Genomic DNA, 26,403 nt, shown 5'->3' with positions numbered 1-26,403 from the left:
ACGCACAGCGAGGTCCCAAGTGACGGTCTCACATACGAAGCGCCAGCGGTAATGTCGACTGTATGGACTCGAGTTTCGATGTGGTCAGCAAGGTCGACAAGATGGAGGCGGAGAACGCCGTCAATCAGGCGCGCAAGGAGGTCGAGCAGCGCTACGACTTCAAGGGCGTCGGCGCAGACGTCGCCTGGAGCGGCGAGAAGGTGCTGCTGAAGGCGACCTCCGAGGAGCGCGTGAAGGCCGTGCTCGACGTCGTGCAGTCGAAGTTCATCAAGCGCGGCATCGAACTGAAGATGCTCGAGCAGGGCGACCCCTACCCCTCCGGCAAGGAGTTCCGCATCGAGATCGCGCTGAAGGACGGCATCTCCACCGAGAACGCCAAGAAGGTCACGAAGCTGCTGCGCGAGGAGGGCCCGAAGTCGGTCAAGGCGCAGATCCAGGGCGACGAGGTGCGCGTGAGCTCCAAGAGCCGCGACGATCTGCAGACGGCGATCAAGCTGCTCAAGGGCGGCGACTTCGAGATCGACCTCCAGTTCCTCAACTTCCGCTAGGCCGAGCGACGGTGACCTGCGCGAAGCAGATGCAGTGGAGCTGACGCTCACTCAAGCGCTCACGTGGCTCTACGTGGTGGTCGACGTGGGCCTGCGGCTGCTGGCCCTCGTGACGGTGCCGTACAACCGCAAGCCCGCATCAGCGATCGCGTGGCTGCTGATCATCATGATCCAGCCGATCGCGGGCTGGATCATCTTCGCGCTGCTCGGCAACAACCGGCTGCCGAAGAGCCGCCGCAACAAGATGGCGGCGATCCAGAAGCTGATCGGCGAGACGACGCTCGAAGTCGCTGATGCCGAGGCGTTCCCAGGCCGGCCGAGCTGGCTCGCCGGTGTCGTGCAGCTCAACCGCGAGCTCTCCTCGATGCCGCACGTCGGCCCCGTCAGCGGCGTCGTCTGGGGCGAGTTCGATGCGCAGCTGGAGGCGATGGCGCGGCACATCGATGAGGCCGAGCACTTCGTGCACATCGAGTTCTACCTGCTCGTCGCCTCCGAGCGCACGGAGGTCTTCTTCGGCGCACTGGAGCGCGCAAGGGGGCGCGGCGTCATCGTTCGGGTGCTCGTCGATCACCTGACGAGCATCCGATACCCGCGCCGCAAGGAGACCATCGCCCGGCTGGAGGCGATGGGGGCCGAGTGGCGCGACATGCTGCCGCTGCGCCCGTTGCGGCGGCAGTGGCAGCGGCCGGATCTGCGCAACCACCGCAAGCTGGTGGTGGTCGACGGCGCGGTTGGCTTCACGGGGTCGCTGAACCTCATCGATCCGTCGTACTTGCTGCGCAAGAACATCCGACGCGGCCTGCAGTGGCGCGACGCCTGGGTCGAGCTCACCGGCCCGACGGTCGTTGCGCTCGACGCGCTCTTCTGGTCGGACTGGTGGGCGGAGTCGAACGAGCTCGTTGAGCTCGCCAGCGAGACCGAGGCGCCCGGGGGCGACCTCAACGCATCCGTCATCCCGTCCGGGCCCGGGTTCGAGGGCGAGGTGAACCTGCGCATCTTCTTGGAGCTCGTGCACGCGGCCGAGCAGCGCATCACGATCGTGAGCCCCTACTTCGTACCCGACGAGGCGATGCGTTACGCCATCACGTCGGCGGCGCTGCGGGGCATCGAGGTCGAGCTGTTCGCGAGCGAGGTGGGCGACCAGTTCTGGACCTATCACGCTCAGCGCTCCTACTACGAGGAGCTGCTGCGCGCCGGGGTGAAGATCATCCTGTTCGCCAAGCCCACCGTGCTGCACTCGAAGTTCATGACCTTCGACGACCGCGTCTCGGTGATCGGCTCGTCGAACATCGACATGCGCTCGTTCGGGCTGAACTTCGAGGTCTCGATGCTGCTTGAGGGCCCATCGATGGTCGCACAGCTGCAGGGCATCACGGACGCCTACCGGCGGCAGTCGACGGAGCTCACGTTGGCGGCATGGATGGCGCGGCCGCGGGTCGCGCAGGCGTTCGACAGCATTGCGCGGCTGAGCTCGGCGCTGCAGTAGCTGCAACCGGTCTCGTGACGCGCCCTCCGGGCGCTCCTCGACCTACGGGGAGGCAACCGGTCTCGTGACGCGCCCTGCGGGCGCTCCTCAACCTACGGGAGCGCAGCAACCGGTCTTCTGGCGCGCCCTGCGGGCGCTCCTTGACCTACGGCAGAGGGGTGCGGGGGCTACTCGGTGCGGGAGACGGCGATCATCTCGTCGCGCGGCACGACCTTCACGCGCGCCCGGCCGTGCGGCGAGCCCAGGGCCTGCTCGTGCTCGTCGAGCCGGATCCAGCCCGCGATGTCGGTCCACGCGACCTCGCGCTCCGCCAGCAGGGCGGGCACGGCCTCGGCGTCATAGGCCTGCGGCTTCCACCAGGAGTGCTCGTCCGAGAGCAGCTGCTCGATGGTCTCCTTCGCATCCGACTTCGTGTGGCCGATGAGGCCGACGGGGCCGCGCTTGATCCAGCCGGTGGCATACATGCCCGGCATCGGGCGCGAGCCGTCGTGCACACGCCCGGCGATGTTGGGGATCACGCCGCGTAGGTCGTCGAACGGCACGTCGGGCAGCGGTGACGAGAAGTAGCCCACCGCGCGGTAGACCGCCTGCACCGGGATGTCGCGGAACTCGCCCGTGGCCTCGAGCCCGTGCTCCGCGGGCCTCGTGCGCTCGACACGGAGTGCTTCGACGCGCTCCTCGCCCAGCACTGCGTCCGGCTTCGACCAGAAGTGCAGGTGCAGCCGGCGGCTGGCCTTGCCGGTCTCTCGCTGGCGCCACTGGTCGAGCACGCGCGAGATCACGAGGATCTGCTTGTTCTGCTTCAGCGTCTCCTCATCGGGGTCGACGCCGAAGTCGTCGTGGTGCAGGATCATGTCGACGTCGCGGAGCTCACCGAGCTCGCGCAGCTCGAGCGGCGTGAACTTCACGTGCAGCGGGCCGCGACGACCGAACACGTGCACGTCGGTGACGGGGGATGCGCGAAGTCCGTCGACGACGTTGGCGGGCACCTCGGTGGGCAGCAGGTCCTCCGGATGCTTGACCAGCATGCGCGCGACATCGAGCGCGACGTTGCCGTTGCCGATGACGGCGATCTCCTTCGCCTCGAGCGGCCACTCGCGCGGCACGTCCGGGTGGCCGTCGTACCAGGAGACGAAGTCCGCGGCACCGTATGAGCCGTGCAGGTCGATGCCGGGGATCTCCAGCGGCGCATCCTTGGTCGCTCCAGTGGCGAAGATCACGCCGTGGTAGTGCTGCTCGAGGTCGTCGAGCGTCACGTCCTCACCGAAGCGCACATTGCCGAACAGGCGGACGACGCCCGACTCCAGCACCTCGCGGAGCGCCGCGATGATGCCCTTGATGCGCGGATGATCGGGCGCGACCCCGTAGCGCACGAGGCCGTAGGGCGCGGGCAGCTGCTCGAACAGGTCGATGAAGACGTCGCGGCCCTGCTCGGCTGCCGACTTCTTCAGGATGTCGGCGGCATAGATGCCTGCGGGGCCTGCGCCGATCACGGCGATGCGGAGCGGTTCGCTCACGGTTCTCCTTCAGCGTGCGAGGCGGCTATGCCGCCGGGGTTCAACGGTCGCGCGAGACGACGTGCCGGGCAAAGGCTTCGAGGCCGCGCCGCACGGTTCCCGCGGGCAGCGCCTGCAGCGCGTCGAGCGCGCGCCGCTGGAAGCGCTCGGCCTCATCCACCGATTCCTGCACCACCGGGTGCGCGGCGAGCTCGGCGATGGCCGCTGCCAGGTCGGTGTCATCAGCCGGTGACTCGAGCCGAGCGCGCAGCGCGATCGACGCGGCGTCGTCGCGCTTGGCGAGCAGCAGCACCGGCAGCGTCTCGACGCCGGCCCGCACATCGTTGCCCTGGTCCTTGCCCGTTGCGGGGTTGGACGAGAGGTCGATGACGTCGTCGATGAGCTGGAAGGCGACGCCGATGTGCTCGCCGAATTCCCGCAGCGGCTCGCGGTAGGCCGGGTCGGCGCCGCTCACGACGATGCCGAGCTCTGCGGCGGTGGCGATGAGCGACCCGGTCTTGTCGCTCAGCACCTGCATGTAGTGCTCGACCGGGTCGGCGTCGCCGGGGCCCAGCGTCTCGTGCAGCTGGCCGAGGCACAGGCGCTCGAAGGTGCGGGCCTGCACCGTCGCGACCTCGCTCCCGAGCGGCGCCGAGACAGCGCCCGCGCGCGCGAACAGCAGGTCGCCCGCGAGGATGGCGACCGAGTTGCTCCAGACGACATGGGCCGCGGGCACGCCGCGCCTGGTGTCTGCCTCATCCATGACGTCGTCGTGGTAGAGGCTCGCCAGGTGCGTGATCTCGACCACCTGGGCGGCCGCCAGCACCTCGTCGTCGATCCCACGACCCAGGTGGGAGGCGAGCAGCAGCAGCAGCGGCCTGGCGCGCTTGCCGCCGGCCTCATTGAGGTAGCGAGCCACGGCATCCACCACCGGATCGGCAATGCGCAGGTGCTGCTCGAGCAGCACCTCCATGCGCTCGAGCCCGGCGTCGACCGCACGGATGACCCGTGTGTCGGCAGGCAGCGCGAAGCGCTGCCCGTGCAGCCCGAAGGCCGAGGTGACCGAAGCCATCAGGCGTCCTGCTCCTCCGACTGGGCGTGCCGGGCGATGCGCATCGCACTCGTGATCTCCGACGGCTTGCGTCCCCGGTGCAGCGCGACGACGCCCATGGTGAGATTGCGGTGCGCGACCCGCGTGAAGCCGGCGGTCCGGATCCACTGCGAGAGCACCTCCTGTTCGGGCCACGCCTGGATCGACTCGACGAGGTAGCGGTATGACTCCGGGTTGCTGCTGGCGCGCGCCATGCCGGGCAGCATGGTGCGCAGGTAGAGCTCGTAGCTGCGGCGCACCACGTTCACGGGAGGCTGCGAGAACTCGCAGATCACGACGCGACCGCCGGGCTTGAGCACGCGGAGGAACTCGCTCAGCGCGGCTCGGGGCTGCTGCACGTTGCGCAAGCCGAAGGAGATCGTCACTGCATCGAAGGTGTCGTCGTCGAACGGCAGCTCTTCTGCGGTGCCATGCACGAACTCGATGTCGGGGTGGCGCTTGCGGCCTTCGTCGATCATCCCCTGGCTCAGGTCCAGCGCCGTCACCAGCGCGCCCGCCTTCGCCATCGGTGCAGCGGACGCGCCGGTGCCCGCGGCGACATCGAGGATGCGCTCGCCTGGCTTCGGTCGCACGGCGCGCTGCATGTGGATGCGCCAGAGCTTGTCGTTGCCACCGGAGAGCAGCGAGTTGAGCAGGTCGTAGCGCTTGGCCGTCGCGTCGAACATGCCCGCAACCTCATCCGGGTCCTTCTGCATGTCAGCTCGGCTCACTCCTCCATCCTAGGCTCCCGCGGGTGCGCGTTCGCTGACCACCGTTCGGGCTGCGCGGCCATCCCGCGCGGCGCGCGTAGGCTGGCTCCATGCCAGGCTTGCGGGTGCGCACCGAGCGCGCGGAGCTCGGGCGCCTGCTGGAGCACGCCGACCCGCGGTTCCCGCTGGCCGTCCGACGCGGTGCCGACGGCATCGTGGGCCGCGGCGAGGCGATGCGACTCGAATTCGACGGCCCGTCCCGCTTCACAGATGCGGCGGATGCGTGGCGCGCGGTCGCGCGGGACGCCACCGTGGACGACGCGGTCGGGGTTCCCGGCACGGGCTTGATCGCCTTCGGCGCGTTCGCGTTCGACGACGCGTCGGCGGCGACCAGCGTGCTGATCGTGCCGCAGGTCGTGGTCGGCCGCCGCGGCGACGACGAATGGGTCACCTGGATCGGTGACGAGGGTCGCCTGCATCCGACCGCCGTGGACGACGTGCGGGTCGAGCTCTCCGACGGCTCGATCGACGGCCCCCGCTACCTGGCCATCGTGACCGAGGCGACCGAGCGGATCCGAGCGGGCGAGGCCGAGAAGATCGTGGTCGCGCGCGACCGGGTCGGGCAGCTGCCCGAGAGCGGCGACGTGCGGTCGGTCGCGGTCGGGCTGGTGCAGCGATACCCGGACGCCGTCACATACGCGGTCGACGGCCTGATCGGCGCGAGCCCGGAGACGCTCATCGCCGCCGACCGGGGCCACTTCTTCTCGCGCGTGCTCGCCGGCACTGCCGCGCGCGGCGCGACGCCGGGCCTCGACGCCGAGATCGCCGAGACGCTCGCCTCCGACGACAAGGATCTGCGAGAGCACCGTTTCGCCTCCGCGTCCGCGATGGAGGTGCTGCGCACGCTCGCCCCTGACGCGCGGGCGTCGGAGCCGTACCCGCTGCGACTGCCGAACCTGTGGCACTTGGCGACCGACATCACCGGCACCCTCAGCGCCGGATCCACGCTGGATGTGCTCGCGCTGCTGCATCCGACCGCCGCCGTCGCCGGCACTCCGCGCGCGGCATCCCTCGCGATCATCAGCGAGCTCGAGGGCGTCGACCGCGGACGCTACGCCGGACCGGTCGGCTGGATCGACGGTGAGGGCGGGGGCGAATGGGTGATCGCGCTGCGGGGTGCAGACATCGCCCGGGACGGCTCGATCCGGGCATTCGCCGGCGCGGGCATCGTCGCCGGCTCCGACCCGGATGCCGAGCTCGCGGAGACCGCCGTGAAGCTGCGGCCGATCACCGACGCGCTCGCCGACCCGCTCCCGTAGCCAGCCGGCTCGCGTCGACTCAGCCGCTCTTCTTGGCCTTCTCGGCCTGCTTCGCCTTCTTCTTGGCCTGCTGCTTCGCTTTCTTCTTAGCCTTCTTCTTGGCCTTCTTCTTCGCCTTCTTCGACTGCTGCTTCGGCTCCTCCACCGCTTCGGCGGACTCCCCCACCGCTTCGGCGGACTCCTCTACCGCTTCGGAAGGCTCCTCCTCCGGCTCGGGCACGCCGCCGAGGGCGAGCAGCCGCTCTCGCTCGCCCGCCACGTCGTAGTCGGCGGCGGGCCACTGCGGGTCGACCTCCTTGAGCGCCTCGAGCAGCAGCTCGCGCACGGCGAGCCGGGCGTACCACTTGTGATCGGCAGGCACCACGTGCCACGGAGCGTCCGCGCGGGCGGTGCGGTTGATGGCGACCTGGTACGCCTCCATGTAGTCGTCCCAGTGGCCACGCTCATCGACGTCGCCGGGGTTGTACTTCCAGTGCTTGTCGGGGCGGTCGAGTCGCTCGAGCAGGCGGGCTCCCTGCTCCTCGAAGGAGATGTGCAGCATGACCTTGACGAGTCGGATGCCGCGGTCGGCGATCTCGCGCTCGAACTCGACGATCCTGCCGTAGCGCTCCTGGATCTCTGCTGCCGGCGAGAACTGCTGCACCCGGTGGATCAGCACATCCTCGTAGTGCGATCGGTCGAAGACGCCGATCATTCCGGGCTTCGGCAGCGCGCGCTCGATGCGCCAGAGGAAATCGTGCTTCCGCTCGGTCGCTGTCGGCGCCTTGAACGCGGTGATGTCGACGCCCTGCGGATCGATCTGCCCGACCACGTGGCGCATGATGCCGCCCTTGCCGGAGGTGTCCATCCCCTGCACCATCAGCAGCACCGAGCGGTCCCCGCCCGCCCTGCTGGCTGCGAACAGCCGTTCCTGCAGGTCGGCGAGCCGGTCCACGCCGGCCGCCAGCGCGGCTTCGCCGTCGGCCTTCTTCCCGGTGAAGCCGGGGGTCGATCGTGGATCCACCTCCGCCAGCTGCACGGAACGGGTGATGCGGAGAGCGTCCGTGATCGCGGTCATGCGCCGACCCTACTGCGGCGGCCGCCCGCGGCCCTGGACGCCGGGGCTGATCGCCTGACGGATCCGGCCGTCGGCGGGTTGGTCGAGCTTGTTGGAGATGAAGCGGCTCACCCACGCCAGCTTCGGATCCGGGTCGATCAGCAGCGTCTTCACCGCGAGCGTCGCCGGCAGCGCCAGCAGCGCACCCACGGGGCCGAGCGCGAACGCCCACACCAGCAGCGAGAGGAACGATGTCGCCGGTGTCACCCCCACCGCGTCGCCAGCGACCTTCGGCTGGATGAGCGACTGCATCACGAAGTTGATGACGCTGAACAGGATCGCCGTCAGCAGCGCATTGAGCGGACCGTTGGCCAGCAGCGCCATGAGCGTCGGCGGCACGACGCCCAGCACGAAGCCGACGTTCGGGATGTAGTTGGTGACGAACGCGAAGACCGCCCACACGAGCGCCAGCGGCACGCCGAGCGCCGAGAGCGCGACGAGGTCGAGTGCCGACACGATCAGCCCGAACACCGTCGCGACCACCCAGTAGCGCTGCACTCCGGCGGCGAAGTGGTCGATGCCGAGGACGATGCCGGGGTTCGTCGAGGCGATGCGCTTCAGGCGCTCGGGCAGCCCCATGGAGTCCCAGGCGAGGAAGAAGATCACCACGAAGAGCGTGGCGATGAACACCAGCGCACTCCCCGCCTCCGAGGCGAGCGACCCGAGCGTGGTGGCGATGGCGCTGGGGCTGAATGCGTTCTGCAGCTGCTGCAGTGCCTCGTCCTGCGAGATGCCGAGGCTCGCCATCCACGCGAGCATGTCGCGGTACATCGCGTTGAACTCTGTCGAGTACTGCGGCAGCTCGGTGACGAGCGATTGCACAGACCAGTACATCGACCACAGGAGCGCGATGAGGAAGGCGTAGACCGTCGCCGCCGACGCGAGTGCCGCGAGCGCGCGGGGCACGCCGCGCCGCAGCAGCCACTGCTGGAGCGGCATCACCGCGATCACCAGATTGAACCCGAGGAAGATCGGCGCGACGAACGCGGCCACCTGGCTGAGCAGGATCAGCACCCCGATGACGGCGATGATCGACAGCAGGACGATGAGCGTGCGCGGCAGCATCCAGCGCTGCTCGGTCTCCGGCGAGATCTGCGGCACCGGCTGCACGGGCGGCCGCCGACGCCTGCGCCACGGCCAGCGGATCATCGGAGTCGCCCTCCATCCGAGCGCGGATGCGCGGCATCGTCCGCGCGCCCGATGAACCCGTCCATGCCCTCGTTGACGCCCAGCGCATCCGCCAGCCAGTCGCCCATGGCCGTCGGCAGCACCTTGACAGCGGGCACGAAGCGCACGAGCGGCGGCAGCGCGAGGAGCACTGCGCTCGACTCGATCGCACGCATGATCCGAGTGGTGGCGTGGGCCTGCGACATGATGGGCAGCAGCGCGGGCACCTTGGTCGTCACACCCGCGAACATCCCGGTGTCGATGTAGTACGGCGCGACCGTCAGCGCCGTGATGGGCGAGCGGGTCTTCCGCAGCTCGGCGCGGAGCGACTCCATGAAGCCGACCGCCGCGAACTTGCTCGCGGCGTAATCGGTCTGCCCCGCAACGCCGATGAAGCCGGCCGCGCTCGCCACGGTCACGATCCGGCCGCGACCCGCATCGCGCATGGAGGGCAGGAACGCGCGCGTGACGAGCATCGGAGCGATCGCGTTCACCCGCATGGTGCGGTCGATCTGCGCGGCGGTGAGCTCGGTGAGCGGCCTGCCGGAGACGACGCCCGCGTTGTTGATGACCACATCGATGGGCCCTTGCATGAGGGTCTCCGCGGCGGCGAGCTCGATCGCATCGGCATCGGCCAGGTCGACCACGACGGCCGTTCCGCGGCCGCCGGCCTCGCTCACCTCCGTCGCGACCCGGCGGGCGCTGATCTCGTCACGGTCCCAGATGACGACGCGCGCACCCTTGCGCGCAGCCGCGAGCGCGAGGAGCCGCCCGATGCCGCTCGCGCCGCCCGTGATGACGAGCGCAGTGCTCGGGCCGATCCGATTGCTGTGACGATCAGAGCTGCTGCGCATCACTCTCCCCTTCGACGACTGCCTCGATGATGCCCGGCCGAGACTGCGAGAGCGCCCGACGCAGGCCGGCGCGATCGGTGACGCGCTCGTACGGCCAGCCGTAGGCGGCCGCGAGCGGCGCGAAGTCGACGTCGTGCGGCGTGCGCTGCACGCGGGCGAAGTCTGCGGCATCGGCGCTGCCCGCTACTTCCAGCAGCTCGAACAGGCTGCCGCCGCGATCGTTGCCGATCACGATCTGCAGGTGCGGGCGCTCCTCCCCCGGCGGCACGTGCAGCCCACCGGCGTCATGGAGCATGGCAAGATCACCGATCAGGAGCCGAGTGAGGCCGGGGGCGCCGGAGCGTGCGTGCGCGATCGCGATGCCGGATGCGGTGCTGACGGTGCCGTCGATACCCGCGAGGCCGCGGTTGGCGCGTGCTGTCACCGCCTTCGGGCCCGCCCAGGTGTCGAGCTCGCGGATGAGGCGCGATGCGGCCACCACCAGGCGATCATGCGGCCAGGTGCGGTCCCAGACCTGCGTGACGAGCTCACGGCGGGTGATGGGTGCGCGAGCGTCGGCCAGCTCCGACCGTGCGTAGGCCGATCGCGACAGCTCGGAGTCGGGCGCGGCGGTCGCATCGCGCTCGGCGGCGATGGCGCGTCCGGCGCCCACCCAGCGCTCGATCCACGCCCGCCCGATGGTGTCGCTCTGCTCCTCCAGCTGCTCGACCTGGATGCGACCCGCGAGCACGGTGGTGGTGCCGGAGCCGCGCACGTTCTCCTGCCGCGCACGGCCGAGCACCACGACCTCGACGTCCGCCCGGCGGATGAGGCCCGTCACGGCGCGCGACAGGGTCGGGTGGCCGAGGACGACCACGCGCCGCACCAGGCTGCCCAGCTGCGCGATCACGTCGCGGCCGTGCGGCACGAGCGCGGGCCCGAATCGTGCGCCGGACGTCGGCTCGGCGATCAGCGGCGCGCCGATCGCCTCGGCGACCTCGGCAGCGGCGGGACCGGCATCGGCGCCGGCGATCACGACTGTGGCCGCAGCCGCACAAAGCACCGCCGTCGGCATCGGCGGGCGACCGACCGCGTCGACGCGCGTGCCCCGCGCGGGCTCGCCACCCGAGAGCGGGTCGCGGAACGCGACGTTCAGCTGCACCGGCCCTGGCTCGGTGTGCGCGGCGTCGCCGGCGTGCCGATCGCGCCAGCCGAGCGACGCCTCGACCGCGCGGACGGCGTCGCCCTCTGGGTCGTGCAGCGCATCCGCGCTCACGTCGAGCACGACGCGAGCGGCCGCGCCGAAGATGCCCGGCTGGAGGGTGGTCTGATTGGCGCGCATGCCCTGTAGCTCGCTCGGACGGTCGGCGGTGATCGCGATCAGGGGCACGTCGCTGTGGTGCGCCTCAAGCATCGCCGGGTGCAGGTTCGCGAGCGCGGTGCCGCTCGTGACGACGATCGCGACCGGATTTCCGGTCTCTCGCGCAAGCCCGAGCGCGAGGAATGCAGCGGACCGCTCGTCGATGCGAACGTGCAGGTGCAGCAGTCCGTCGCGATCCGCGCGCGCCGCCGCGAGCGCGATCGCCTGCGAGCGCGAGCCGGGGCAGACGACGAGGTCGATGACTCCGGCGGCGGCGAGCGCGACGATCAGGCGGTCGGCATACGCAGCTGCCGGGGAGGCCTCACGCACGCGCTGCGTCGCCGCCGTCGGGAGCGCGATGCTCCTGACCGTCGGCGTCATCCGCAGGCTGCTTCTTGGGTGCGGTCGCCTTCGGCGGCACGGCGTCCGGCTCAGGCTCGGCGGCGGGAGGGGCCTCGGGCTCGCTCTCGGCAGCAGCGGCCAGCGAGCTCTTCGCTTCGGGCTCCACACGGAAGTCCTCGTCGTCGAGTGCTGCAAGCTGCGCCTCGATCTCGGCGATGCGACGGTCGGTCTCGCTCGTGCTCACCGTCGATGCCCGCGAGAAGGACGGGTCATCGTCGGGCGCCATCGGCGGTGCGGTGGCCCGCGGACCCTTGCCCCACGTGAGCCAGCCGAGCGCACCCGCCAGCGGCAGCACCACGATGAGGACCACCCACAGCACACGATTGAGGCGGCGGATGCGGCGGTCGTCGGTCACCGTGAGATCGACGAGCGCATAGACCGTGACCACCAGGGCCAGGATCCCTCCGATAATGAGCCAGCGCATGACCCCAGGGTAGGCCCCATCGCTATGGGTCGCTCATAGACTTGTCCCATGTCCCCCTCGATGCGCTACCTGATCGTGCGCGCGCTGCTCTTCATCACCCCGTTCACGCTGCTCATGGTCGCTCAGGTGCCCTGGCCGCTGTCTGCACTCGTGTCGGTGGCGTTCGCCTTCGCGGCCTCGATCGTCTTCTTCCGCCCGCTGCGGAACGAGGCTGCCGCGGATCTGCAGCGCATCCGCGAGGGGCGCAAGCGCGACGGCGCCGGCCCCGACGACGCCGACATCGAGGACTCGCTGTACGCCGAGCCGCGCGCATCCGCCACCGCGTCTCCCGCCGATCCCCCGCACACCGCCGCCGCGCACCCCGCCGACCCCGCGGCTCCCGCCGCCGCGCACCCCGCCGACGCCGCGGATCCCGAGCACTCCGCGACTCCTGCCGACCCAGCGTCTCCCACCAACTGCGCGACTCCCGCCGACCCTGCGCACCCCACCGACCCCGACGCATCCGCGCGCCCGTAGGCCGCCTCGCACCGAAGAGATGTCGCTATCGGCGCTCCTGAGCGGCGCTTGCGCGCCGATTGCGACATCTCTGCGGCAGGGCGAGCGAGAGCAGGGGAAAGCGAGGCCGCGCAAGGGCAGGCCGTGAGCGAAGGTCGCGCCAGGGCAGGGCGAGGGCGAAGGTCGCGCCAGGGCAGGGCGAGTGTGACGGCACGCGGATGCCCGCTCGCTCTGCGGCAGGGCAAGGCGTGCCGCTCGCGTCAGCTGACGGTGACGAAGCCGGCGGGGCCGCCCCAGATCGCGATCGCCAAGCCGACGCCGTACAGCAGCGCCGTCATGCCGGTGAGGCCGAGCGCAGTGATGAGATCGCGGGGCGTGCGCGCCATCACCACGATGACCATCGCGGGCACCGCCAGCAGCAGCACGATGAAGACCGCGATGCCGTAGGCGAGCGCGTAGGAGAAGATCCAGAGGATGCCGAACGGCACGAGCATGAGCGCGACGTAGAGCATCTTCGAGGCGCGGCGACCGATGAGCGTCGCGAGGCTGCGCTTGCCGACAGCCCGATCGGTCTCGATGTCGCGCAGGTTGTTGCAGAGCATCAGCGCGGCGGAGATCGAGCCGATCGCGATGCCGAGCGCGACGGAGTCCTCGGTGATGCGGCCGATGATGGCGTAGGTGGTGCCCACGACGGCGACCGGGCCGAAGAACAGGAACGCCATGAGCTCGCCGAGCGCGTAGTAGCCGTACGGGCGCTTGCCGCCCGTGTAGCCCCACGCGGCCACGATGCAGACGACGCCGACGAGCAGCAACCACCATCGGCCGGAGAGCAGCACCACCAAGACGCCGGCGACGGCGCCCGCGGCCAGGAAGCCGATCGCGACGTTGCGCACTGCTCTCGGCTCGGCCTTGCCCGCGCCGACCAGTCGCCCAGGGCCGACGCGCACGGCGTCTGTGCCCTTCACGCCGTCCGAGTAGTCGTTGGCGAAGTTCACCCCGATCTGCAGGAACACCGCGAGCGCGAGGCAGGCGAGCGCGATCCCCAGGTGGAAGCCCTCGGCGTTGAACGCCGCTGCGGCGCCGAGCGCGACGGGCGCGATCGCCATGCCGAGCGTGCGGGGGCGGGATGCGGCGATCCAGTCGCGCGACGTCGCCGGGCTGGGTGCGGTGCCGGCGATCTGCGCGCGTTTCGCGGGATTGCCGGAGCGAGGAGAGGCCATTCCCTCGATGCTAGCCGCGCAGGCGGACCCGCACACGACGGCGCCCGCGAGCCGAGCGCCTGCAGCGCCCGAGGCAGCCGGCGTTAGCCGAAGAAGCCGCGACGGCGCCGCTCCTGCGTGCGACTCGCGACCAGCCGCCCCAGGCGCTTGCGATCGGGCTTGCCGGAGGCGGTGGTCGGCATCACGGACACCGTCACCAGATGGTTGGGGCGCGCGGGCTTGCCGAGTGCGTTCGCGACCGCAGCGCGGATCTCGGCCAGCGACGGCTTGAGCGTCGTGACCACGGCAGGCACCTCGCCCCATTCGGGATGCGGAGCCGCCACCACGACGGCGTCGGGCGCGAAGACCTGCACCACGTGCTCGATGGCCGCGAGCGAGATCTTGATGCCGCCGGAATTGATGACGTCGTCGATGCGCCCGGAGACCTGCAGCGTGCCCGCCTGCAGCGAGCCGGCATCGCCGGTCTTGTACCAGCGGTTGCCGGTGCCGTCGGTGTGGAAGCGCAGCTCCGTCAGCTCGGGATCCTCGTAGCCGTCGGCGAGCTGCGGACCCGAGATCTCGATCTGATCGGTGAGCCGCACCTTCACGTCGCGGAGCGGGATGCCGTCCCAGACGCATCCGCCCACCGTCTCGGTCGCACCGTAGGTACGGGTGATGCGCCAGCCGAGGCGCGCCGCGCGCTCGATGAGGCCGAAAGGTGCGCGCTGGCCGCCCAGCAGGATGCGGTCGAGCCGCGCGATGGGACCGATGAACGAGCGGTCGAGCGCGGCAGCATCGACGAGTCGTGCGAGCTGCGTCGGCACGAGCGAGGTGTACTTGCGGTCGTGCTCGAGGCTCTGCACGGCCTCGACGAACGCTTCGGCCGTGAACGCGCCGGCCGTGCGCACGAGCGGTGCGCCACTGACCTCGTTGCGCCAGACCACGTTGTGACCGGCGATGTAGTGCTCCGGCAGCGCGAGCACCCACTGGCCCGGTGCGCCGAGCCGGTCGATCGCCGCGGAGGTCGACGCGGCGATCGCCTCGTCGGAGATGATCACGCGCTTGGGCACGCCACTGGATCCGCTCGTCTCGACGACGACTCCCACGGTGCACCTCCTCGCGCGTGCTCTCGGTCCGGTTCTGTCAGTAGTGGTACGGGAACGCCGACCAGTCGGGGTCCCGCTTCTCGAGGAACGAATCGCGACCCTCGACGGCCTCGTCCGTGCCGTAGGCCAGCCGCGTGGCTTCGCCCGCGAAGATCTGCTGCCCCACGAGCCCGTCGTCGACCGCGTTGAACGCGAACTTCAGCATACGGATCGCTGTCGGGCTCTTGCCGAGGATCTCGCGCGCCCAGTCGATGGCGGTCGCCTCGAGCTCGGCGTGCGGCACGGATGCGTTGATCGCGCCCGCCTGCAGCGCGCGGTCGGCGCTGTACTCGCGAGCGAGGAAGAATACCTCGCGCGCGAACTTCTGGCCGGTCTGCCGTGCCATGTACGCGGAGCCGTAGCCGGCGTCGAACGAGCCGACATCGGCATCCGTCTGCTTGAACCGCGCGTGCTCGCGGCTCGCGATCGTCAGGTCGCAGACGACGTGCAGCGAGTGCCCGCCGCCCGCCGCCCAGCCGGGCACGACCGCGATGACGACCTTCGGCATGAAGCGGATGAGCCGCTGCACCTCGAGGATGTGGAGTCGGCCGAGACGCGGGTCTGCGGGGCCCGGTCCCTGAGGAGCCGTGTCAGCGGCGTCTCGAAGGGCGCCATCGTCATAGCGGTAGCCGTCGCGCCCCCGGATGCGCTGGTCGCCGCCGGAGCAGAACGCCCAGCCGCCGTCCTTCTCGCTCGGCCCGTTGCCGGTCAGCAGCACGACGCCGACACGGCTGTCCTGCCGCGCACCGTCGAGCGCCCGATAGAGCTCGTCGACCGTGTGCGGCCGGAAGGCGTTGCGCACCTCGGGGCGGTCGAACGCGATCCTCGCAATGCGCCCGTCGCGCGAGCGGTGCACGGTGATGTCGTCGTAGCCGGGTTCGGCGTCGGCCCACTCGGCGGGGTCGAACAGGGGCGAAATGGTCACCCGGTCAGCCTAGCGATCGGGCGCTGCGCGATGGGTCGGCATCGACGTCGAGCATCGGCTCGAGCGCCGGTGCCGCCCGCCGCACGAGCGGCACCGCCTCCCGACTGGGCACCCGCTCAGCCAACGGACGGGCACGGTTCCGCATCGGCGAGTTCGTAGGCATCCAGCGCACTGCACAGCCACGCCGCCTCGTCGCCGACCGCGGCTCGGTCGATCTGCATCAGGAGCTGATGCCCGCCCATCCAGCTCGAGCGTGCGGAGGAGATCTGTGCGATCACCTCCACCGACTGCGGCGAGACGTTGACGATGAACATCTCGCCCTCGACTCGCACGTTCGCATCGGCGGGGATCCCGCAGTCCTCCGTCGCCTGGCAGCGCTCACCGACCGCGAGCGCGACCGCCTCGGCGCGCTCGGCGACACTCGGCGCGAGCGACAGCTCGATGAAGGGCTCCGACGGCGTCGTGGGATCCCCGTCGACCGTGAACGGCTCCGACCGCGAGACGAGGACCGGGTCTTCGAGCTCGGCGTCGAAGGTGTAGATGCCGGGATACAGGTGCAGTGCATGCTCGACCTCGAGCTCGAACCCCGCGATCCGAGCACCCGTGGAGCCACCGTAGTGGTGGAACGGCACGGCTTCGGTGAGGGGCCTGCTGAGCTGCCAGGCTCCGTCGATCCGTTCGGCCTCCAGCGTTCGCGAGATCTCCTGCTGGCCGAGCGTGTACGCGGCCTCCACGGTCGCCGCATCGCCATCGATGTGCACCAGGCGCACCTGGGGCTGCGTGATGCGCGTGGCCGACTGCAGCACCGCATCCGGCACCTGCTCCCCGGTCGCTCTCGCTGCCACGACCGCCGTCGCGTCGCTCGCCCTGCCATCGGCGATCGCCGTCAGGTGCTCCATCGCGACATCGCGCAGATCGGACTGATCGCCACGTGCCGCAGCGCGCTCGGCCACCTGGATGCCGCCGGGGAGCGCCGCCCCGGCGAGCACACCGACCACTGCGGCAACGATGACGTGGCGCCAGTTGACGCCTCGTCGGCCGCCGACGGCAGCGCGTTCATGCGCAACGCGCTCGGCTGTGTGCGCGGGCGCCGCGGCAGCGGGTGCGGGCGGAGCGGAGGGCCGAGCGGGGTCGTGCACGATCGAGGGCATCTCGAACTCGGGCATCTGCTGCGACACGGGTTCATCATGGCGCGGATGCCGCCGCCCGCGCGACCCCGGACCCAGGGTCGCCGAACGGCGCCGACGCGCTCAGAGCCCGCAGCGGAAGCGAACCTCGGTCTCGCCCGGCTCGCTGCACAGCCATTCGCTCGGCACGCCGTCGTCGTCGAGGACCGCACGCAGCCGCACGTCGAACCACTGGCTGTCTGCGCCGTCCAGCGCCATGATCGGCACCGACAGGTCGATGACGCCCTGCTCCGTGTCGACGTCGACCGGATAGGGCTCGCCGACCGGCAGCAGGCGCAGGCCGACGGCGACCGGGCAGCCCATCCGCATCTGGCAGTCCGCGACCGTGTCGAGCGCGAGCTCGGTGGCGTAGTCGCGGATCCGCGGCGCCAGGCCAGCCGTGACGTAGGGCGCGGTCGGCGTGCGCAGGTCGCCGTCGACAGTGAAGCGGTCGCCGCCCGAGAGGAAGAAGGGTCCGGTGAGGGCATCGATCGTGTAGCTGCCGGGATAGAGCAGCACGGGCGAGGGCCCGTCGAGCGGCACGTTCGCGACCTGCACCCGCACGATCGGATCGCTGAAGCGCACGTCGGCGATCTCCGCGAGCGTCGTCCGCAGCTGCCACTCACCGTCGAGCCGCTCGGCAGCCAGTGCGCGGAACACCTCGGTGCCGCCGACGCGGTAGTGGATATCCGCACTCCCGACCTGGCCGTCGACCTGCACGAGCTGCACGGAGTAGTCGGTGATCGGGTCTGCCGACTGCAGCACGACATCGGGCGCCACCCGTCCGCTGCCCTCGACGGGCACCAATTCGGTCGCCACCCCTGCGCGACCGCTCGCGATGGCCGTGAGGTACTCGAGCGCGACGGAGCGCAGGCTCTCGACCTCTGCGGATGCGGCGGAGTCGTCGAACGACTGCATCGTCGCCGGGATCCCGGCGCCCGCGAGCACCCCCACGAGGCCCGCGATCAGCAGCTGGCGCCAGCCGAAGCGGTGTCGCAGCGCTCCCGCGGGCCCCGGATGGAGCGGGGGGTCATCCGGTCGCTCAGCAAGCATCGCGCCGACGTCGGCTGCGACGGCTCCGGCGTCCTCTGGCCGAGGGGGATCCTCCGCCTGGTGCGGCATCTCGAACTGCGGCATCGCCGTCGACACGGTCTCAGTCTCCCGCCGAGTCGTCGGTGACGGAAGAGGCGACTTCGGCGTCGACCCGAGACGCGACGCCCGCCGCTGGCCCCGGGCGCAGCGCGCCCGCGGTTGGGCGCAGCACCGCGCGCCGCCGGGCTCAGGCTGTGCAGTCGACCGGCTCGTCGCTGAATCCCGCGAGCCCCTGGCAGCGCGCGCCCTCCACCTCGCCGTCGCCATCGAGCGACAGCCACACCGAGACCGGCTGCATCTCGTTGTCCACACCGTTGAAGACCTCGATCATGGCTTCCAGCTGGACCTCGCTCGCGGTGGCCGGCGCGAAGACGACCGCACCGGCACCGGAGATCGTCGCTGCCTGCGACCACTCGCAGGCGCCCGCAGCCCGGCACGCCTCGGCGTGCTGCACCGCGCGGCTCTCGGCCTCGCCGAGCATGGCCTCCGACCATTCCGGGAATGCGGTGATCTCGGTGAGGGTGCCGGGATCGCCGTCGATGACGAACGTCTCGTCATCGAGCTCATAGATGGGGCTCACTGGAGGGTCGAGCGGGTAGGTCCCCGGATACAGCAGGAGCGCGCTCGGCCTGCTCAGCGCTGTGCCGGCCACTGCGGGAACGATGACACCCTCGTAGTTGGCGACGCTCGGCAGCTCCGCAAGCGACGTCGTCAGCTGCCACGCTCCGTCGACGTGCTGCGCCTCGAGCAGCCGCGAGACGGTGAGTGCGGTGGGCCGCGAGGGCACGTCGTAGCGGACCTCGACCACCCCCGAATCGCCATCTGCCCGCGCGAGCACGATCTCCGGGTTCTGGATGCGCTCCGCTGCGTCGAGCAGGGCAGCCGGGGCGACGGTGGCTGGGCCCGTCGTCGGCACCAGCGAGGTCGCCTCCTCCCACTCGCCGTCGGCGATCGCCGAGAGGTACGACCCTGCCGCATCGCGCATCGCCTCGGTCCTGGCCGTCGCTGCAGACTGCTGGGCGGAATTGAGGGCGATCGGGATCGCGGCCCCCAAGAGCACACAGATAATGCCGATGATCAGCAGGTGGCGCCAGCTGAAGCCGCTTCGACGCCGCGGCTCGCGGTCGCCGAGAGCCTGCGGGGCGTCGCCGTCCTCATGCGAGACCCGTGATCCGGCACCGGCGTCGTCGTGCTGCGGGCGCTGCGGCATCGCGAATCCGGGCATCTCAGTCGGCATGCGCCCATCGTGCCCGAAGCGACCCCGGGCTGACCGTTCCGTGACCGAAACGATACCGAGATCGCATCGGTTGGTCCGGCACTACACGGACGTCGAGAGCGCCTCCAGAAAGCCCCATCCGAACGACGTCGCCGCGGCGAACAGCACCAGGAACGCGATGCCGAGCGACGCGCCCAAGGCGCCCGTGCGTCGACCTGCCGCTGTTGTCGCACCGATGACACCGCACGCGACGCCGGCGACGCCCACGAGCACAGCAGCACCAGTGACGACGATCAGCCACGGGAGCTCGCCGGGCTTCGGCGCGAACAGGTAGCTGAACTGCTGCGCGAGCGAGACGACCTGCAGCACCGCCGAGAGCGCCAGCAGCCCGAGCGAGCCCGGCCCGAAGCGGGCACGGCGGCGAACCGCGGGGGAACTCGTCGATGCCGATCGAACCGGCGCCTGCTCGACGAGCTGAAGGTCTTCGATCATCGGGCGATCGTATGGATCTTCTTCGGGGTGCGCGCGGAGGCGCGCCACCGCATCCGCTACTGCAGGATTCCGAGTGCGAGCGACAGGATCAGGAAGACGACCGGGTTGGAGATCACGAGCGTGCCTCCGGCGATCGCGGCCATCGTCACGTTCGCAGTGCCGCGCTTGACCAGCGCGGTGACGGCGAACGCGAGCGCGAGCAGGGTGATGACACCCCAGATCGGCAGCGCCCAGACCACGAGGCCGTCGAGATCCACCCACGCGACCCCCATTGCGATGAGGAAGCTCGCGGCGCAGAGTCCGGCGCCGACGAGCGCGAGCACGCCCCACACGGGATTGCGGCGCCTGGTCACGGCGCGCGTATCGATCACCCAGGGCATCTCGGTCACGCATCGATTCTGCCAGTCGTGCGAGCATGAGCGCGTGGATGTCGACTTCGAACGGCTCGCCGACCGGATGCACGTCGTATCGCTGCCGCTGGCCACGCGGTTCCGGGGGGTGGAGCACCGCGAGGTGGCGCTGTTCTCGGGCGCGGCGGGCTGGGGCGAGTGGAGCCCGTTCCTGGAGTACGAGCCTGCGGAGGCCGCGCGCTGGCTGCGTGCAGCGCTCGAGGATGCGGACCTGGAGCGGCCGGCGCTCGTGCGGGAGCGCATCCCGGTGAACGCGACGCTCCCGGCAGTCGCGCCGGGCGCGGTCGCAGGTGTGCTCGCGCGCTACGACGGCTGCCGCACGGTGAAGGTGAAGGTGGCTGAGCGTGGTCAGACGCTGGCAGACGACGTCGCGCGGGTGGCAGAGGTGCGGGCGCTGCTGCCCGATGCTCGCATCCGCGTGGACGCGAACGGCGGCTGGAACCTCGACGAGGCGGAGAGCGCGGTGCGCGCACTCGAGCGCTTCGATCTCGAGTACGTCGAGCAGCCGTGCGCAACGGTGCCCGAACTGGCCGAGCTGCGAGCCCGCCTGCACCGGCTCGCGATCCCGATCGCGGCGGACGAGTCGGTGCGGAAGGCCGAGGACCCACTGCTGGTCGCGCGGGCCGGCGCGGCCGACGTCCTGGTGGTGAAGGCCCAGCCGCTCGGCGGGATCCGCGCCGCGCTCGCCATCGTGGCAGAGGCGGGATTGCCGGCCGTCGTCTCCAGCGCGCTCGATTCGTCGGTCGGGCTCTCCCTCGGCGCGGCGCTGGCCGGCGCGCTGCCGTCGCTGCCGTTCGACTGCGGCCTCGGCACCGGTGCGCTGCTGGCCGCGGATGTCGCGACCGAACCGCTCGTGCCGGTCGACGGCTCGATCGCGGCCGAGCGCGTCACGCCCGACCGCGCGCTGCTCGCCGAGCACGCGGCGTCGGCCGAGCGCATCGAGCACTGGCGTGCGCGCCTCGCTGCAGCGCTCCCCCACCTCTGAGCCCGACCCCGCGCCCGGCCGGCACCACCCCGGGCCGGCACCGCGCCCGGCCGGCGCCACCCCTGGGCGGCGCCGCGCCCGTCTCGTGCCGCGTCCGGCCGCCGCCGCCCCCGGCCGCCTCCACTTCCGTTCGTCAACCGAGCGCTTGGCCTTAGCAGCGAAAACGGCGGTTGTGAGACCAAGCGCTCGGTTGACGGACGAGGATGTGTGCTCGGTCGATGACCTGCGGCTGTGCTCGGATCGCGCGGGTCTGCGCGCCGCGCCCCCAGGACGCCGTCGGCGCTCTACGAAGAAGCGCGCGCAACGCTCCACAGGCGACACGGGCGACGCCGCGCCGAGGCCGCTCGGTGGCGCACGATGCGCTGCATGGACTTCCTGGATTGGCTCCGCGCGATGGGCGGCGTATGCGCGACGAACACCGCACTGGAGCACGTGTCCAAGCCCACGGTGCGCAGACTGCGCGACAGCGGCGAGCTCTGGGTCCCGCTCCGAGGATGGGTGGCGCTCGGTGACCTGCGCAACGACGTCACTCGGTCACTCGCGCGCTCGAGCTCGGCGGCATCCTGACCTGCGTGTCGGCACTCCGAATGCACGGGCTGTGGGTGCCGCACGGCGACACCGATCTGCACGTGCGCCCGAATCGCGAGACCCACAGTGATCGCGTCAGCCAAGCGGCGGGCAAGAGCGGCGTCCGGCTGCATCGACAACACCGGCGACTTTCCGACCAGAGACCGTGGGATGGCGTTGACGGTGCGTTGAGTGCACTGGTCGCCGCAACCGGCTGCGTCTCGTCAGCAGACGCGACCGCGGCTGCCTCCAGTGCGCTCGCGGGCGGGCTGCTGCAGCAGGACGACCTGACCGAGGTCGCGCTCGAACTGCCGAGACGGCGGCGCCTCCTGCTCGAACGCGCGACGGGCCAGTCAGGATCGGGGACCGAGTCGATCTTTGCCGAGATGCTGCGCCGAGCGCGGATCGCGTTCGTGCAGCAGCCCGAGCTCCTGCCCGGCGAGTACTTCGACTTCCTGGTCGGGAAGTCCTTGGTGATCGAGATCGACTCGCTCGAGTGGCACGGATCGCGAGCGCAGATGGCGAACGATCGCAGTCGCGACGCACGTCTGACGGCGCTCGGCTACCGCATGCTGCGGTTCACCTACGAGCAGGTGATGTTCAACCCTGATGACGTGATGCGCACGGTGCTCGATCTCGTCCGCCGCAATGTGCACCAGCGCGCGCTGCTGCGCTCGTGACCGCAGCCGAGTGGGCGCGCCCGCCGACCGACCCTGCGGTCTGGCAAGCGGGCAATCGGGCGCTCGCGCCACAGAACCGGTTGACGAGCAGGCCGGGCCTCAGAACAGGGCCGGGCGCGCGGGATGGCCAGGCGCGCGGGATGGCCAGGCGCGCGGGATGGCTCGGCCGGCAGGTTCGCTCGGTCGGTGAGCCGGCTCTGTCGGATCAGAGGCCGCTGTAGGCGTGCAGGCCGGCGAAGAACTGGTTGACGATCGTGAAGTTGAACACGATGGCCATGAAGCCGATGATCTGCAGCCACGCCGAGCGCGACCCGCGCCAGCCGCGGGTGGCGCGGGCGTGCACGTAGCCGGCGTAGATGACCCAGATCACGAAGGTCCAGACCTCCTTCGTGTCCCAACCCCAGTAGCGACCCCAGGCGTGCTCCGCCCAGATCGCGCCGGCCATGAGCGTGAACGTCCAGAAAATGAAGCCGATGACGCCGACCCGGTAGGCGATGTCCTCGAGCGTCACCGCGGAGGGCAGCGAGCGGAGGAAGCCGTTGTCGCGCTTCTCCTTCACCAGCTGCAGCACGCTCAGCGCGGTGCCGAGCCCCATGAACCCTGTTGCGAGGGATGCGACGAAGACGTGGATCACGAGCCAGTACGACTGCAGCGCGGGCGGCAGCGGCGTCGGCGGGACGTAGTAGTTCAGGGTCGCGACACCGAGGAACACGACCGCGAGACCCGAGAAGAACACGCCCAGGAAGTTGAGGTCCTTCCACAGCCGCGACAGCACGAACACGCCGACGATGACGGCGACGGCGGTGAGCGCGAACTCGTACATGTTCGACCACGGCACCCGGCCAGCCGCCAGACCGCGCAGGACCGCACCGGCCACGTGCAGGCCCCAGGCGAGCACCGTCAGGGTGAAGCCGATGCGGGCAGCGCGGCCAGGCAGCAGCGCGGCACCGGCCGTGCCGCGCTCGCCATCAGCCGCCGGTGCGCCGGCGCCGACGAGCTCGCGCACCTCCGCGGCCGCGGGCTTCGCGGCGGAGCGGCGCGCGACATCCCACGCATAGGCGATGAACGCGATCGTGTAGACCGCCATCGCCGAGTAGACGAGCAGCAGCGAGACGGAGTCGAGTTCTGGCGCGGTCACGAGTCGATCGTACTCTCGCGGCCGCGATCGGCGTCGGGCGGAGGACTGCCGGAGACGCGCTTCGCGAGGTCATCCACAGCCCGTTCGAGCGTCGGGTCCTCGCCGCGGGCGAGGCCCGCGACCTCGAGCCCTGCGGGCGTCGCCTTCACCCACATGCGGCGGCGCGGGATGAGCAGCGAGCCGAGCAGCGAGACGAGGATCGTCATGGCGATCCAGAACACGGGCGTCTGCGTGTGGTCGACGTGCACCTCGATGACGCCGTAGCGGCGCACGTCCTCAAACGTGATGGTGCCGAGGCCACCGGGAATCTCGACCGTCTCGCCGGGCGCGAGCGTGAGCGACGGCGTGCCGGAATCACCACCGGCGACCTGCTCCATCGCATCGGTCTCGAGCGCGTAGACGGACCTTGGGATGCCCGCGTCCAGCCCCAGGTCGCCGGTGAATGCCTGCAGGGAGAGCACCGGGTTCGCCAGATCCGGGTAGCCGGACGCGAGCGCGCCGGTGTCCAGCGCGACAGCAGTCGGATAGAAGAACCCGCGCAGGCCCAGCTGCTGCTCGAGCCCATCCGCGACCTTGATGACGCCGAGGCTCGTCATCAGGTCGTCCTGCGCGAGGAACGGCGTGTACTCGTCGTAGACGACGTCGCCGCTGGCATCGCGCACCGAGATCCTCGGCGCGTAGCCGTTCGAGATCAGGTAGAGGTCGGCGCCCGCAACGTCGAGCGGCTCGTTGACCTTGATCTGCGCGGCCCGCTCGGTACCGTCCTCGGTCACCGTCACGAACGCGGTGAAGTCGAGCGGTGCCCCGATCGCGTTCGGATTCTCGGTCTCGTAGACGACCTCCAGATCGTCGAGCTCCAGCGCGAAGGGCTCGAGCGCCGCCTCGTCGAACCACTGGCCCTCGGTGAAGGAGTCGTAGCTCGTCAGCGTGTTCGCGAACCCACGGCCCTCGACCACGAGACGCTGCCCGCTGTAGCCGAACCCGGAGCCGATGCCCACCACCAGGATCATCGCCAGCAGCGCGATGTGGAACAGCAGATTGCCCGTCTCGCGCAGGTAGCCGCGCTCGGCGGAGATCGACTCCCCGTAGCGCGCTGTGCGGTAGCCGAGCCGCTTGAGCGTGCTCTCCGCGCCGTCGAGATCCGCCGCGCGGCCGGGCACGACCTGGAATCCCACCAGTCGCGACAGCCGCGCGGGCGTCCGCGGCGGCAGCGACCGCATGGCTCGCCAGTGATGCATGAGACGGGGGATCACGCATCCGACGAGCGACACGAACAGCAGGATGTAGACGCCCGAGAACCACGGGCTCGAGTAGACGTCGTGGAGCGACAGCGCGTCGTACAGCCACACCAGGTCTGGGTTGTCGGCGCGCACCTGGATGACGCCGTTCGGGTCGCTGGAGCGCTGCGGGACGAGGCTGCCGGGGATCGCGGCGACTGCGAGCAGCAGCAGCAGCACGATCGCCGTGCGCATCGAGGTCAGCTGCCGCCAGAGGAATCGCAGCCAGCCGGCCGCGCCCAGCCGCGGCCCCGACGACGACTCGACGGGCTCCGCGGCGTCGATGTGGTCGCCGGGACGCAGCGGATCGGCGCTGGTGTTCGCGCTGCTAGATGACGGTGACAACGGAGGCGATCCATCCCTGAAGCGATTGCATGATGGCGTTCCATGCACCGGTGACCATCAGCACGCCGATGGCGATGAGCATCGCGCCTCCGGCGATGTTGACGGCGCGGATGTGTCGGCGCAGCCACGCCACGGCGCCGCTCGCCCAGCCGAGCCCGAGTGCGATCAGCAGGAACGGGATGCCGAGGCCGAGCGCGTAGGCGAGGCCGAGGATCGCACCCTGCCAGGCACTGCCGGTCGTGACCGTGAGCGCGCTGATGGCCGCGAGCGTCGGCCCCGAGCAGGGCGTCCAGCCGAGCGCGAAGACGACGCCAACGACGGGCGCGGCCCACATGCCGCCCGACTGCACCTGCTGCGGCTTCCAGATCCGCTGCAGGATCGAGAACTGGCCGATGAAGACGAGGCCGAGAACGATGAGCACCACGCCCAGGATGCGCACGAGCAGGTCGGCCTGCTGCAGCAGGAACGAGCTGGCCGCACCCACGATCGCGGTGCCGAGCACGAACACGAGCGTGAAGCCGCCGATGAAGAGCGAGACGCCCGCGATGAGGCGGCCGCGGCTGGCTCGCTTGTCGCCGACGAGCGAGCCGACCAGGCCGAGGTAGCCGGGCACGAGCGGCAGGATGCACGGGCTCGCGAACGAGACGAGCCCGGCCAGCAGCGCGATCGGCACCGAGACCAGCAGCTGTCCGCTGAGCACCGCGCCGGCCGGATCGAAGGCGGCGACGGGCACGACGGCGGCTGCCAGCGCGGAGACGGCTGTCACCGCTCGAGCTCCTCCTGCAGCAGCGTCGACAGGATGCTCGTGTCGGTCACGGCGCCGGAGACGCGGGCTGCCACGCGGCCGTCGGCGTCGAGGATGATCGTCGACGGCACGGCGTTCGGGGCAACGATGCCGGTGAACGCGAGCTGCGCCTGCGCGGATTCGTCGTCGAGGATCGAGGGGTAGTCGATGCCGAACTGCTCCTCGAACGACGCTGCTTGCGCGGCCCCATCACGCACGTTGACGCCGATGAAGTCGACGCGATCGCCGAACTCCGCGTGCAGGTCGGTGAGCACGGGCGCCTCGACCCGGCACGGCGGGCATGCGGCGTACCAGAAGTTGACGAGCGCGACCCCGTCCAGTTCGGTGGAGTCGAACGCGCCGCCGGCGACGAGCGGGCCGCCGAAGGCATCCGGCGCTTCGCGGTCGTCCTGCGCGAACTCCGTCACGAAGCCGTCACCGGCGATGTAGCCGGCATCGCCGACCTGTCCCGCGACACCGTCGGAGGACGCACAGCCGGCGAGTGCGAGCACGGCGACGACGGTCGACGACAGCGCGGCGGTGACCCGACCCATCC

At 70.7% G+C, this 26,403-nt stretch carries 27 protein-coding genes; 7 read left to right on the top strand and 20 right to left on the bottom strand.

Annotated features, from left to right (window positions below; genetic code table 11):
* The first annotated feature begins 62 nt into the window (after positions 1-62).
* Positions 63-548, top strand: a complete 486-nt coding sequence (locus tag ACJJVL_RS13965; protein ID WP_405219640.1) for a YajQ family cyclic di-GMP-binding protein — start codon at positions 63-65, stop codon at positions 546-548.
* A 34-nt stretch (positions 549-582) separates the two neighbouring features.
* Positions 583-2,034: a phospholipase D-like domain-containing protein gene (locus ACJJVL_RS13960; protein ID WP_405219638.1), complete on the top strand. Its 1,452-nt coding sequence runs from the start codon at positions 583-585 to the stop codon at positions 2,032-2,034.
* Positions 2,035-2,201: 167 nt separating this feature from the next.
* Here ACJJVL_RS13960 and ACJJVL_RS13955 read toward each other — a convergent pair whose 3' ends face one another.
* Genes ACJJVL_RS13955 through ACJJVL_RS13945 form a run of 3 tightly spaced genes read right to left on the bottom strand, consistent with a single transcriptional unit; the run spans position 2,202 to position 5,351 of the window.
* A complete protein-coding gene (locus ACJJVL_RS13955) occupies positions 2,202-3,551 on the bottom strand; it encodes an FAD-dependent oxidoreductase (protein WP_405219636.1) in 1,350 nt (449 codons plus the stop codon).
* Positions 3,552-3,591: 40 nt separating this feature from the next.
* Positions 3,592-4,602: a polyprenyl synthetase family protein gene (locus ACJJVL_RS13950; RefSeq protein ID WP_405219634.1), complete on the bottom strand. Its 1,011-nt coding sequence runs from the start codon at positions 4,600-4,602 to the stop codon at positions 3,592-3,594.
* The gene (locus tag ACJJVL_RS13945; RefSeq protein WP_405219632.1) at positions 4,602-5,351 is read right to left on the bottom strand and encodes a class I SAM-dependent methyltransferase; all 750 of its coding nucleotides are present in this window, start codon (positions 5,349-5,351) and stop codon (positions 4,602-4,604) included. The genes ACJJVL_RS13950 and ACJJVL_RS13945 overlap by 1 nt, the downstream gene beginning before the upstream one ends.
* A gap of 89 nt (positions 5,352-5,440) precedes the next feature.
* Here ACJJVL_RS13945 and ACJJVL_RS13940 point away from each other — a divergent pair, with 89 nt between their 5' ends.
* Positions 5,441-6,649 carry an isochorismate synthase MenF gene (locus tag ACJJVL_RS13940; RefSeq protein WP_405219630.1) on the top strand — a complete coding sequence of 403 codons (1,209 nt, stop codon included), beginning with the start codon at positions 5,441-5,443 and terminating at the stop codon, positions 6,647-6,649.
* Positions 6,650-6,668: 19 nt separating this feature from the next.
* Here the strand turns inward: ACJJVL_RS13940 and ACJJVL_RS13935 are convergent, their stop codons facing one another.
* Genes ACJJVL_RS13935 through ACJJVL_RS13915 form a run of 5 tightly spaced genes read right to left on the bottom strand, consistent with a single transcriptional unit; the run spans position 6,669 to position 11,931 of the window.
* Complete coding sequence (locus ACJJVL_RS13935; RefSeq protein WP_405219629.1) at positions 6,669-7,706, bottom strand: polyphosphate kinase 2 family protein; 1,038 nt, start codon at positions 7,704-7,706, stop codon at positions 6,669-6,671.
* A gap of 9 nt (positions 7,707-7,715) precedes the next feature.
* On the bottom strand, positions 7,716-8,894 hold the full coding sequence (locus tag ACJJVL_RS13930; protein ID WP_405219628.1) for an AI-2E family transporter: 1,179 nt from the start codon (positions 8,892-8,894) through the stop codon (positions 7,716-7,718).
* Positions 8,891-9,766: an SDR family oxidoreductase gene (locus ACJJVL_RS13925; RefSeq protein ID WP_405219626.1), complete on the bottom strand. Its 876-nt coding sequence runs from the start codon at positions 9,764-9,766 to the stop codon at positions 8,891-8,893. The genes ACJJVL_RS13930 and ACJJVL_RS13925 overlap by 4 nt, the downstream gene beginning before the upstream one ends.
* The gene (gene menD, locus ACJJVL_RS13920) at positions 9,750-11,486 is read right to left on the bottom strand and encodes a 2-succinyl-5-enolpyruvyl-6-hydroxy-3-cyclohexene-1-carboxylic-acid synthase (protein ID WP_405219624.1); all 1,737 of its coding nucleotides are present in this window, start codon (positions 11,484-11,486) and stop codon (positions 9,750-9,752) included. The genes ACJJVL_RS13925 and menD overlap by 17 nt, the downstream gene beginning before the upstream one ends.
* A complete protein-coding gene (locus ACJJVL_RS13915; RefSeq protein WP_405219622.1) occupies positions 11,428-11,931 on the bottom strand; it encodes a PLDc N-terminal domain-containing protein in 504 nt (167 codons plus the stop codon). The genes menD and ACJJVL_RS13915 overlap by 59 nt, the downstream gene beginning before the upstream one ends.
* Before the next feature lie 48 nt (positions 11,932-11,979).
* On the opposite strand from ACJJVL_RS13915, the gene ACJJVL_RS13910 reads away from it, so the two are divergent.
* Positions 11,980-12,447, top strand: a complete 468-nt coding sequence (locus tag ACJJVL_RS13910) for a DUF4229 domain-containing protein (protein WP_405219620.1) — start codon at positions 11,980-11,982, stop codon at positions 12,445-12,447.
* Between the two features lie 239 nt (positions 12,448-12,686).
* On the opposite strand, the gene ACJJVL_RS13905 is transcribed toward ACJJVL_RS13910, so the two are convergent.
* The 8 genes from ACJJVL_RS13905 to ACJJVL_RS13870 all read right to left on the bottom strand — a co-directional run bounded on the left by ACJJVL_RS13905 (position 12,687) and on the right by ACJJVL_RS13870 (position 20,050).
* A complete protein-coding gene (locus ACJJVL_RS13905; RefSeq protein ID WP_405219618.1) occupies positions 12,687-13,646 on the bottom strand; it encodes a 1,4-dihydroxy-2-naphthoate polyprenyltransferase in 960 nt (319 codons plus the stop codon).
* 83 nt (positions 13,647-13,729) lie between these two features.
* A complete protein-coding gene (locus tag ACJJVL_RS13900; protein ID WP_405219616.1) occupies positions 13,730-14,731 on the bottom strand; it encodes an AMP-binding protein in 1,002 nt (333 codons plus the stop codon).
* 37 nt (positions 14,732-14,768) lie between these two features.
* Complete coding sequence (locus tag ACJJVL_RS13895; protein WP_405219614.1) at positions 14,769-15,695, bottom strand: 1,4-dihydroxy-2-naphthoyl-CoA synthase; 927 nt, start codon at positions 15,693-15,695, stop codon at positions 14,769-14,771.
* Between the two features lie 116 nt (positions 15,696-15,811).
* Positions 15,812-16,873, bottom strand: coding sequence for a hypothetical protein (locus tag ACJJVL_RS13890; RefSeq protein WP_405219613.1), 1,062 nt, complete (start codon positions 16,871-16,873; stop codon positions 15,812-15,814).
* Positions 16,874-16,945: 72 nt separating this feature from the next.
* Entirely contained in the window at positions 16,946-18,010 is a 1,065-nt protein-coding gene (locus ACJJVL_RS13885) for a hypothetical protein (RefSeq protein WP_405219611.1), read from the bottom strand.
* Between the two features lie 130 nt (positions 18,011-18,140).
* Positions 18,141-19,190 carry a hypothetical protein gene (locus tag ACJJVL_RS13880; RefSeq protein ID WP_405219609.1) on the bottom strand — a complete coding sequence of 350 codons (1,050 nt, stop codon included), beginning with the start codon at positions 19,188-19,190 and terminating at the stop codon, positions 18,141-18,143.
* An 81-nt stretch (positions 19,191-19,271) separates the two neighbouring features.
* Positions 19,272-19,661, bottom strand: coding sequence for a hypothetical protein (locus ACJJVL_RS13875; protein ID WP_405219607.1), 390 nt, complete (start codon positions 19,659-19,661; stop codon positions 19,272-19,274).
* Between the two features lie 56 nt (positions 19,662-19,717).
* Positions 19,718-20,050: a hypothetical protein gene (locus ACJJVL_RS13870; protein WP_405219606.1), complete on the bottom strand. Its 333-nt coding sequence runs from the start codon at positions 20,048-20,050 to the stop codon at positions 19,718-19,720.
* 34 nt (positions 20,051-20,084) lie between these two features.
* On the opposite strand from ACJJVL_RS13870, the gene ACJJVL_RS13865 reads away from it, so the two are divergent.
* The 3 genes from ACJJVL_RS13865 to ACJJVL_RS13855 all read left to right on the top strand — a co-directional run bounded on the left by ACJJVL_RS13865 (position 20,085) and on the right by ACJJVL_RS13855 (position 22,303).
* Positions 20,085-21,056 (top strand): o-succinylbenzoate synthase, encoded by a 972-nt coding sequence (locus ACJJVL_RS13865; protein WP_405219604.1) that lies wholly within the window; start codon positions 20,085-20,087, stop codon positions 21,054-21,056.
* 366 nt (positions 21,057-21,422) lie between these two features.
* Complete coding sequence (locus ACJJVL_RS13860; RefSeq protein WP_405219602.1) at positions 21,423-21,623, top strand: hypothetical protein; 201 nt, start codon at positions 21,423-21,425, stop codon at positions 21,621-21,623.
* Positions 21,624-21,811: 188 nt separating this feature from the next.
* Entirely contained in the window at positions 21,812-22,303 is a 492-nt protein-coding gene (locus ACJJVL_RS13855; RefSeq protein WP_405219600.1) for an endonuclease domain-containing protein, read from the top strand.
* 205 nt (positions 22,304-22,508) lie between these two features.
* Here ACJJVL_RS13855 and ccsB read toward each other — a convergent pair whose 3' ends face one another.
* Genes ccsB through ACJJVL_RS13835 form a run of 4 tightly spaced genes read right to left on the bottom strand, consistent with a single transcriptional unit; the run spans position 22,509 to position 26,401 of the window.
* Positions 22,509-23,390: a c-type cytochrome biogenesis protein CcsB gene (gene ccsB, locus ACJJVL_RS13850; RefSeq protein WP_405219735.1), complete on the bottom strand. Its 882-nt coding sequence runs from the start codon at positions 23,388-23,390 to the stop codon at positions 22,509-22,511.
* A 47-nt stretch (positions 23,391-23,437) separates the two neighbouring features.
* Complete coding sequence (locus tag ACJJVL_RS13845; protein WP_405219598.1) at positions 23,438-25,063, bottom strand: cytochrome c biogenesis protein ResB; 1,626 nt, start codon at positions 25,061-25,063, stop codon at positions 23,438-23,440.
* A complete protein-coding gene (locus ACJJVL_RS13840; protein ID WP_405219596.1) occupies positions 25,047-25,829 on the bottom strand; it encodes a cytochrome c biogenesis CcdA family protein in 783 nt (260 codons plus the stop codon). The genes ACJJVL_RS13845 and ACJJVL_RS13840 overlap by 17 nt, the downstream gene beginning before the upstream one ends.
* Complete coding sequence (locus tag ACJJVL_RS13835) at positions 25,826-26,401, bottom strand: TlpA family protein disulfide reductase (protein WP_405219594.1); 576 nt, start codon at positions 26,399-26,401, stop codon at positions 25,826-25,828. The genes ACJJVL_RS13840 and ACJJVL_RS13835 overlap by 4 nt, the downstream gene beginning before the upstream one ends.
* Positions 26,402-26,403: the final 2 nt, after the last annotated feature.

The organism is Agrococcus sp. Ld7 (assembly GCF_045064095.1).
GTDB lineage: Bacteria > Actinomycetota > Actinomycetes > Actinomycetales > Microbacteriaceae > Agrococcus.
This window is presented reverse-complemented; position numbering and strand designations above follow the sequence as displayed.

What these genes read in the sequence shown, in the direction of transcription:
- ACJJVL_RS13940 (WP_405219630.1), top strand. Translation starts at nt 5,441, where the DNA reads ATGCCAGGCTTGCGGGTGCGCACCGAGCGCGCGGAGCTCGGGCGCCTG.
- ACJJVL_RS13935 (WP_405219629.1), bottom strand. Translation starts at nt 7,706, where the DNA reads ATGACCGCGATCACGGACGCTCTCCGCATCACCCGTTCCGTGCAGCTG.
- ACJJVL_RS13860 (WP_405219602.1), top strand. Translation starts at nt 21,423, where the DNA reads ATGGACTTCCTGGATTGGCTCCGCGCGATGGGCGGCGTATGCGCGACG.
- ACJJVL_RS13965 (WP_405219640.1), top strand. Translation starts at nt 63, where the DNA reads ATGGACTCGAGTTTCGATGTGGTCAGCAAGGTCGACAAGATGGAGGCG.
- ACJJVL_RS13950 (WP_405219634.1), bottom strand. Translation starts at nt 4,602, where the DNA reads ATGGCTTCGGTCACCTCGGCCTTCGGGCTGCACGGGCAGCGCTTCGCG.
- ccsB (WP_405219735.1), bottom strand. Translation starts at nt 23,390, where the DNA reads ATGGCGGTCTACACGATCGCGTTCATCGCCTATGCGTGGGATGTCGCG.
- ACJJVL_RS13930 (WP_405219628.1), bottom strand. Translation starts at nt 8,894, where the DNA reads ATGATCCGCTGGCCGTGGCGCAGGCGTCGGCGGCCGCCCGTGCAGCCG.
- ACJJVL_RS13905 (WP_405219618.1), bottom strand. Translation starts at nt 13,646, where the DNA reads ATGGCCTCTCCTCGCTCCGGCAATCCCGCGAAACGCGCGCAGATCGCC.
- ACJJVL_RS13925 (WP_405219626.1), bottom strand. Translation starts at nt 9,766, where the DNA reads ATGCGCAGCAGCTCTGATCGTCACAGCAATCGGATCGGCCCGAGCACT.
- ACJJVL_RS13910 (WP_405219620.1), top strand. Translation starts at nt 11,980, where the DNA reads ATGTCCCCCTCGATGCGCTACCTGATCGTGCGCGCGCTGCTCTTCATC.
- ACJJVL_RS13880 (WP_405219609.1), bottom strand. Translation starts at nt 19,190, where the DNA reads ATGCCGACTGAGATGCCCGGATTCGCGATGCCGCAGCGCCCGCAGCAC.
- ACJJVL_RS13835 (WP_405219594.1), bottom strand. Translation starts at nt 26,401, where the DNA reads ATGGGTCGGGTCACCGCCGCGCTGTCGTCGACCGTCGTCGCCGTGCTC.
- menD (WP_405219624.1), bottom strand. Translation starts at nt 11,486, where the DNA reads ATGACGCCGACGGTCAGGAGCATCGCGCTCCCGACGGCGGCGACGCAG.
- ACJJVL_RS13915 (WP_405219622.1), bottom strand. Translation starts at nt 11,931, where the DNA reads ATGCGCTGGCTCATTATCGGAGGGATCCTGGCCCTGGTGGTCACGGTC.
- ACJJVL_RS13875 (WP_405219607.1), bottom strand. Translation starts at nt 19,661, where the DNA reads ATGATCGAAGACCTTCAGCTCGTCGAGCAGGCGCCGGTTCGATCGGCA.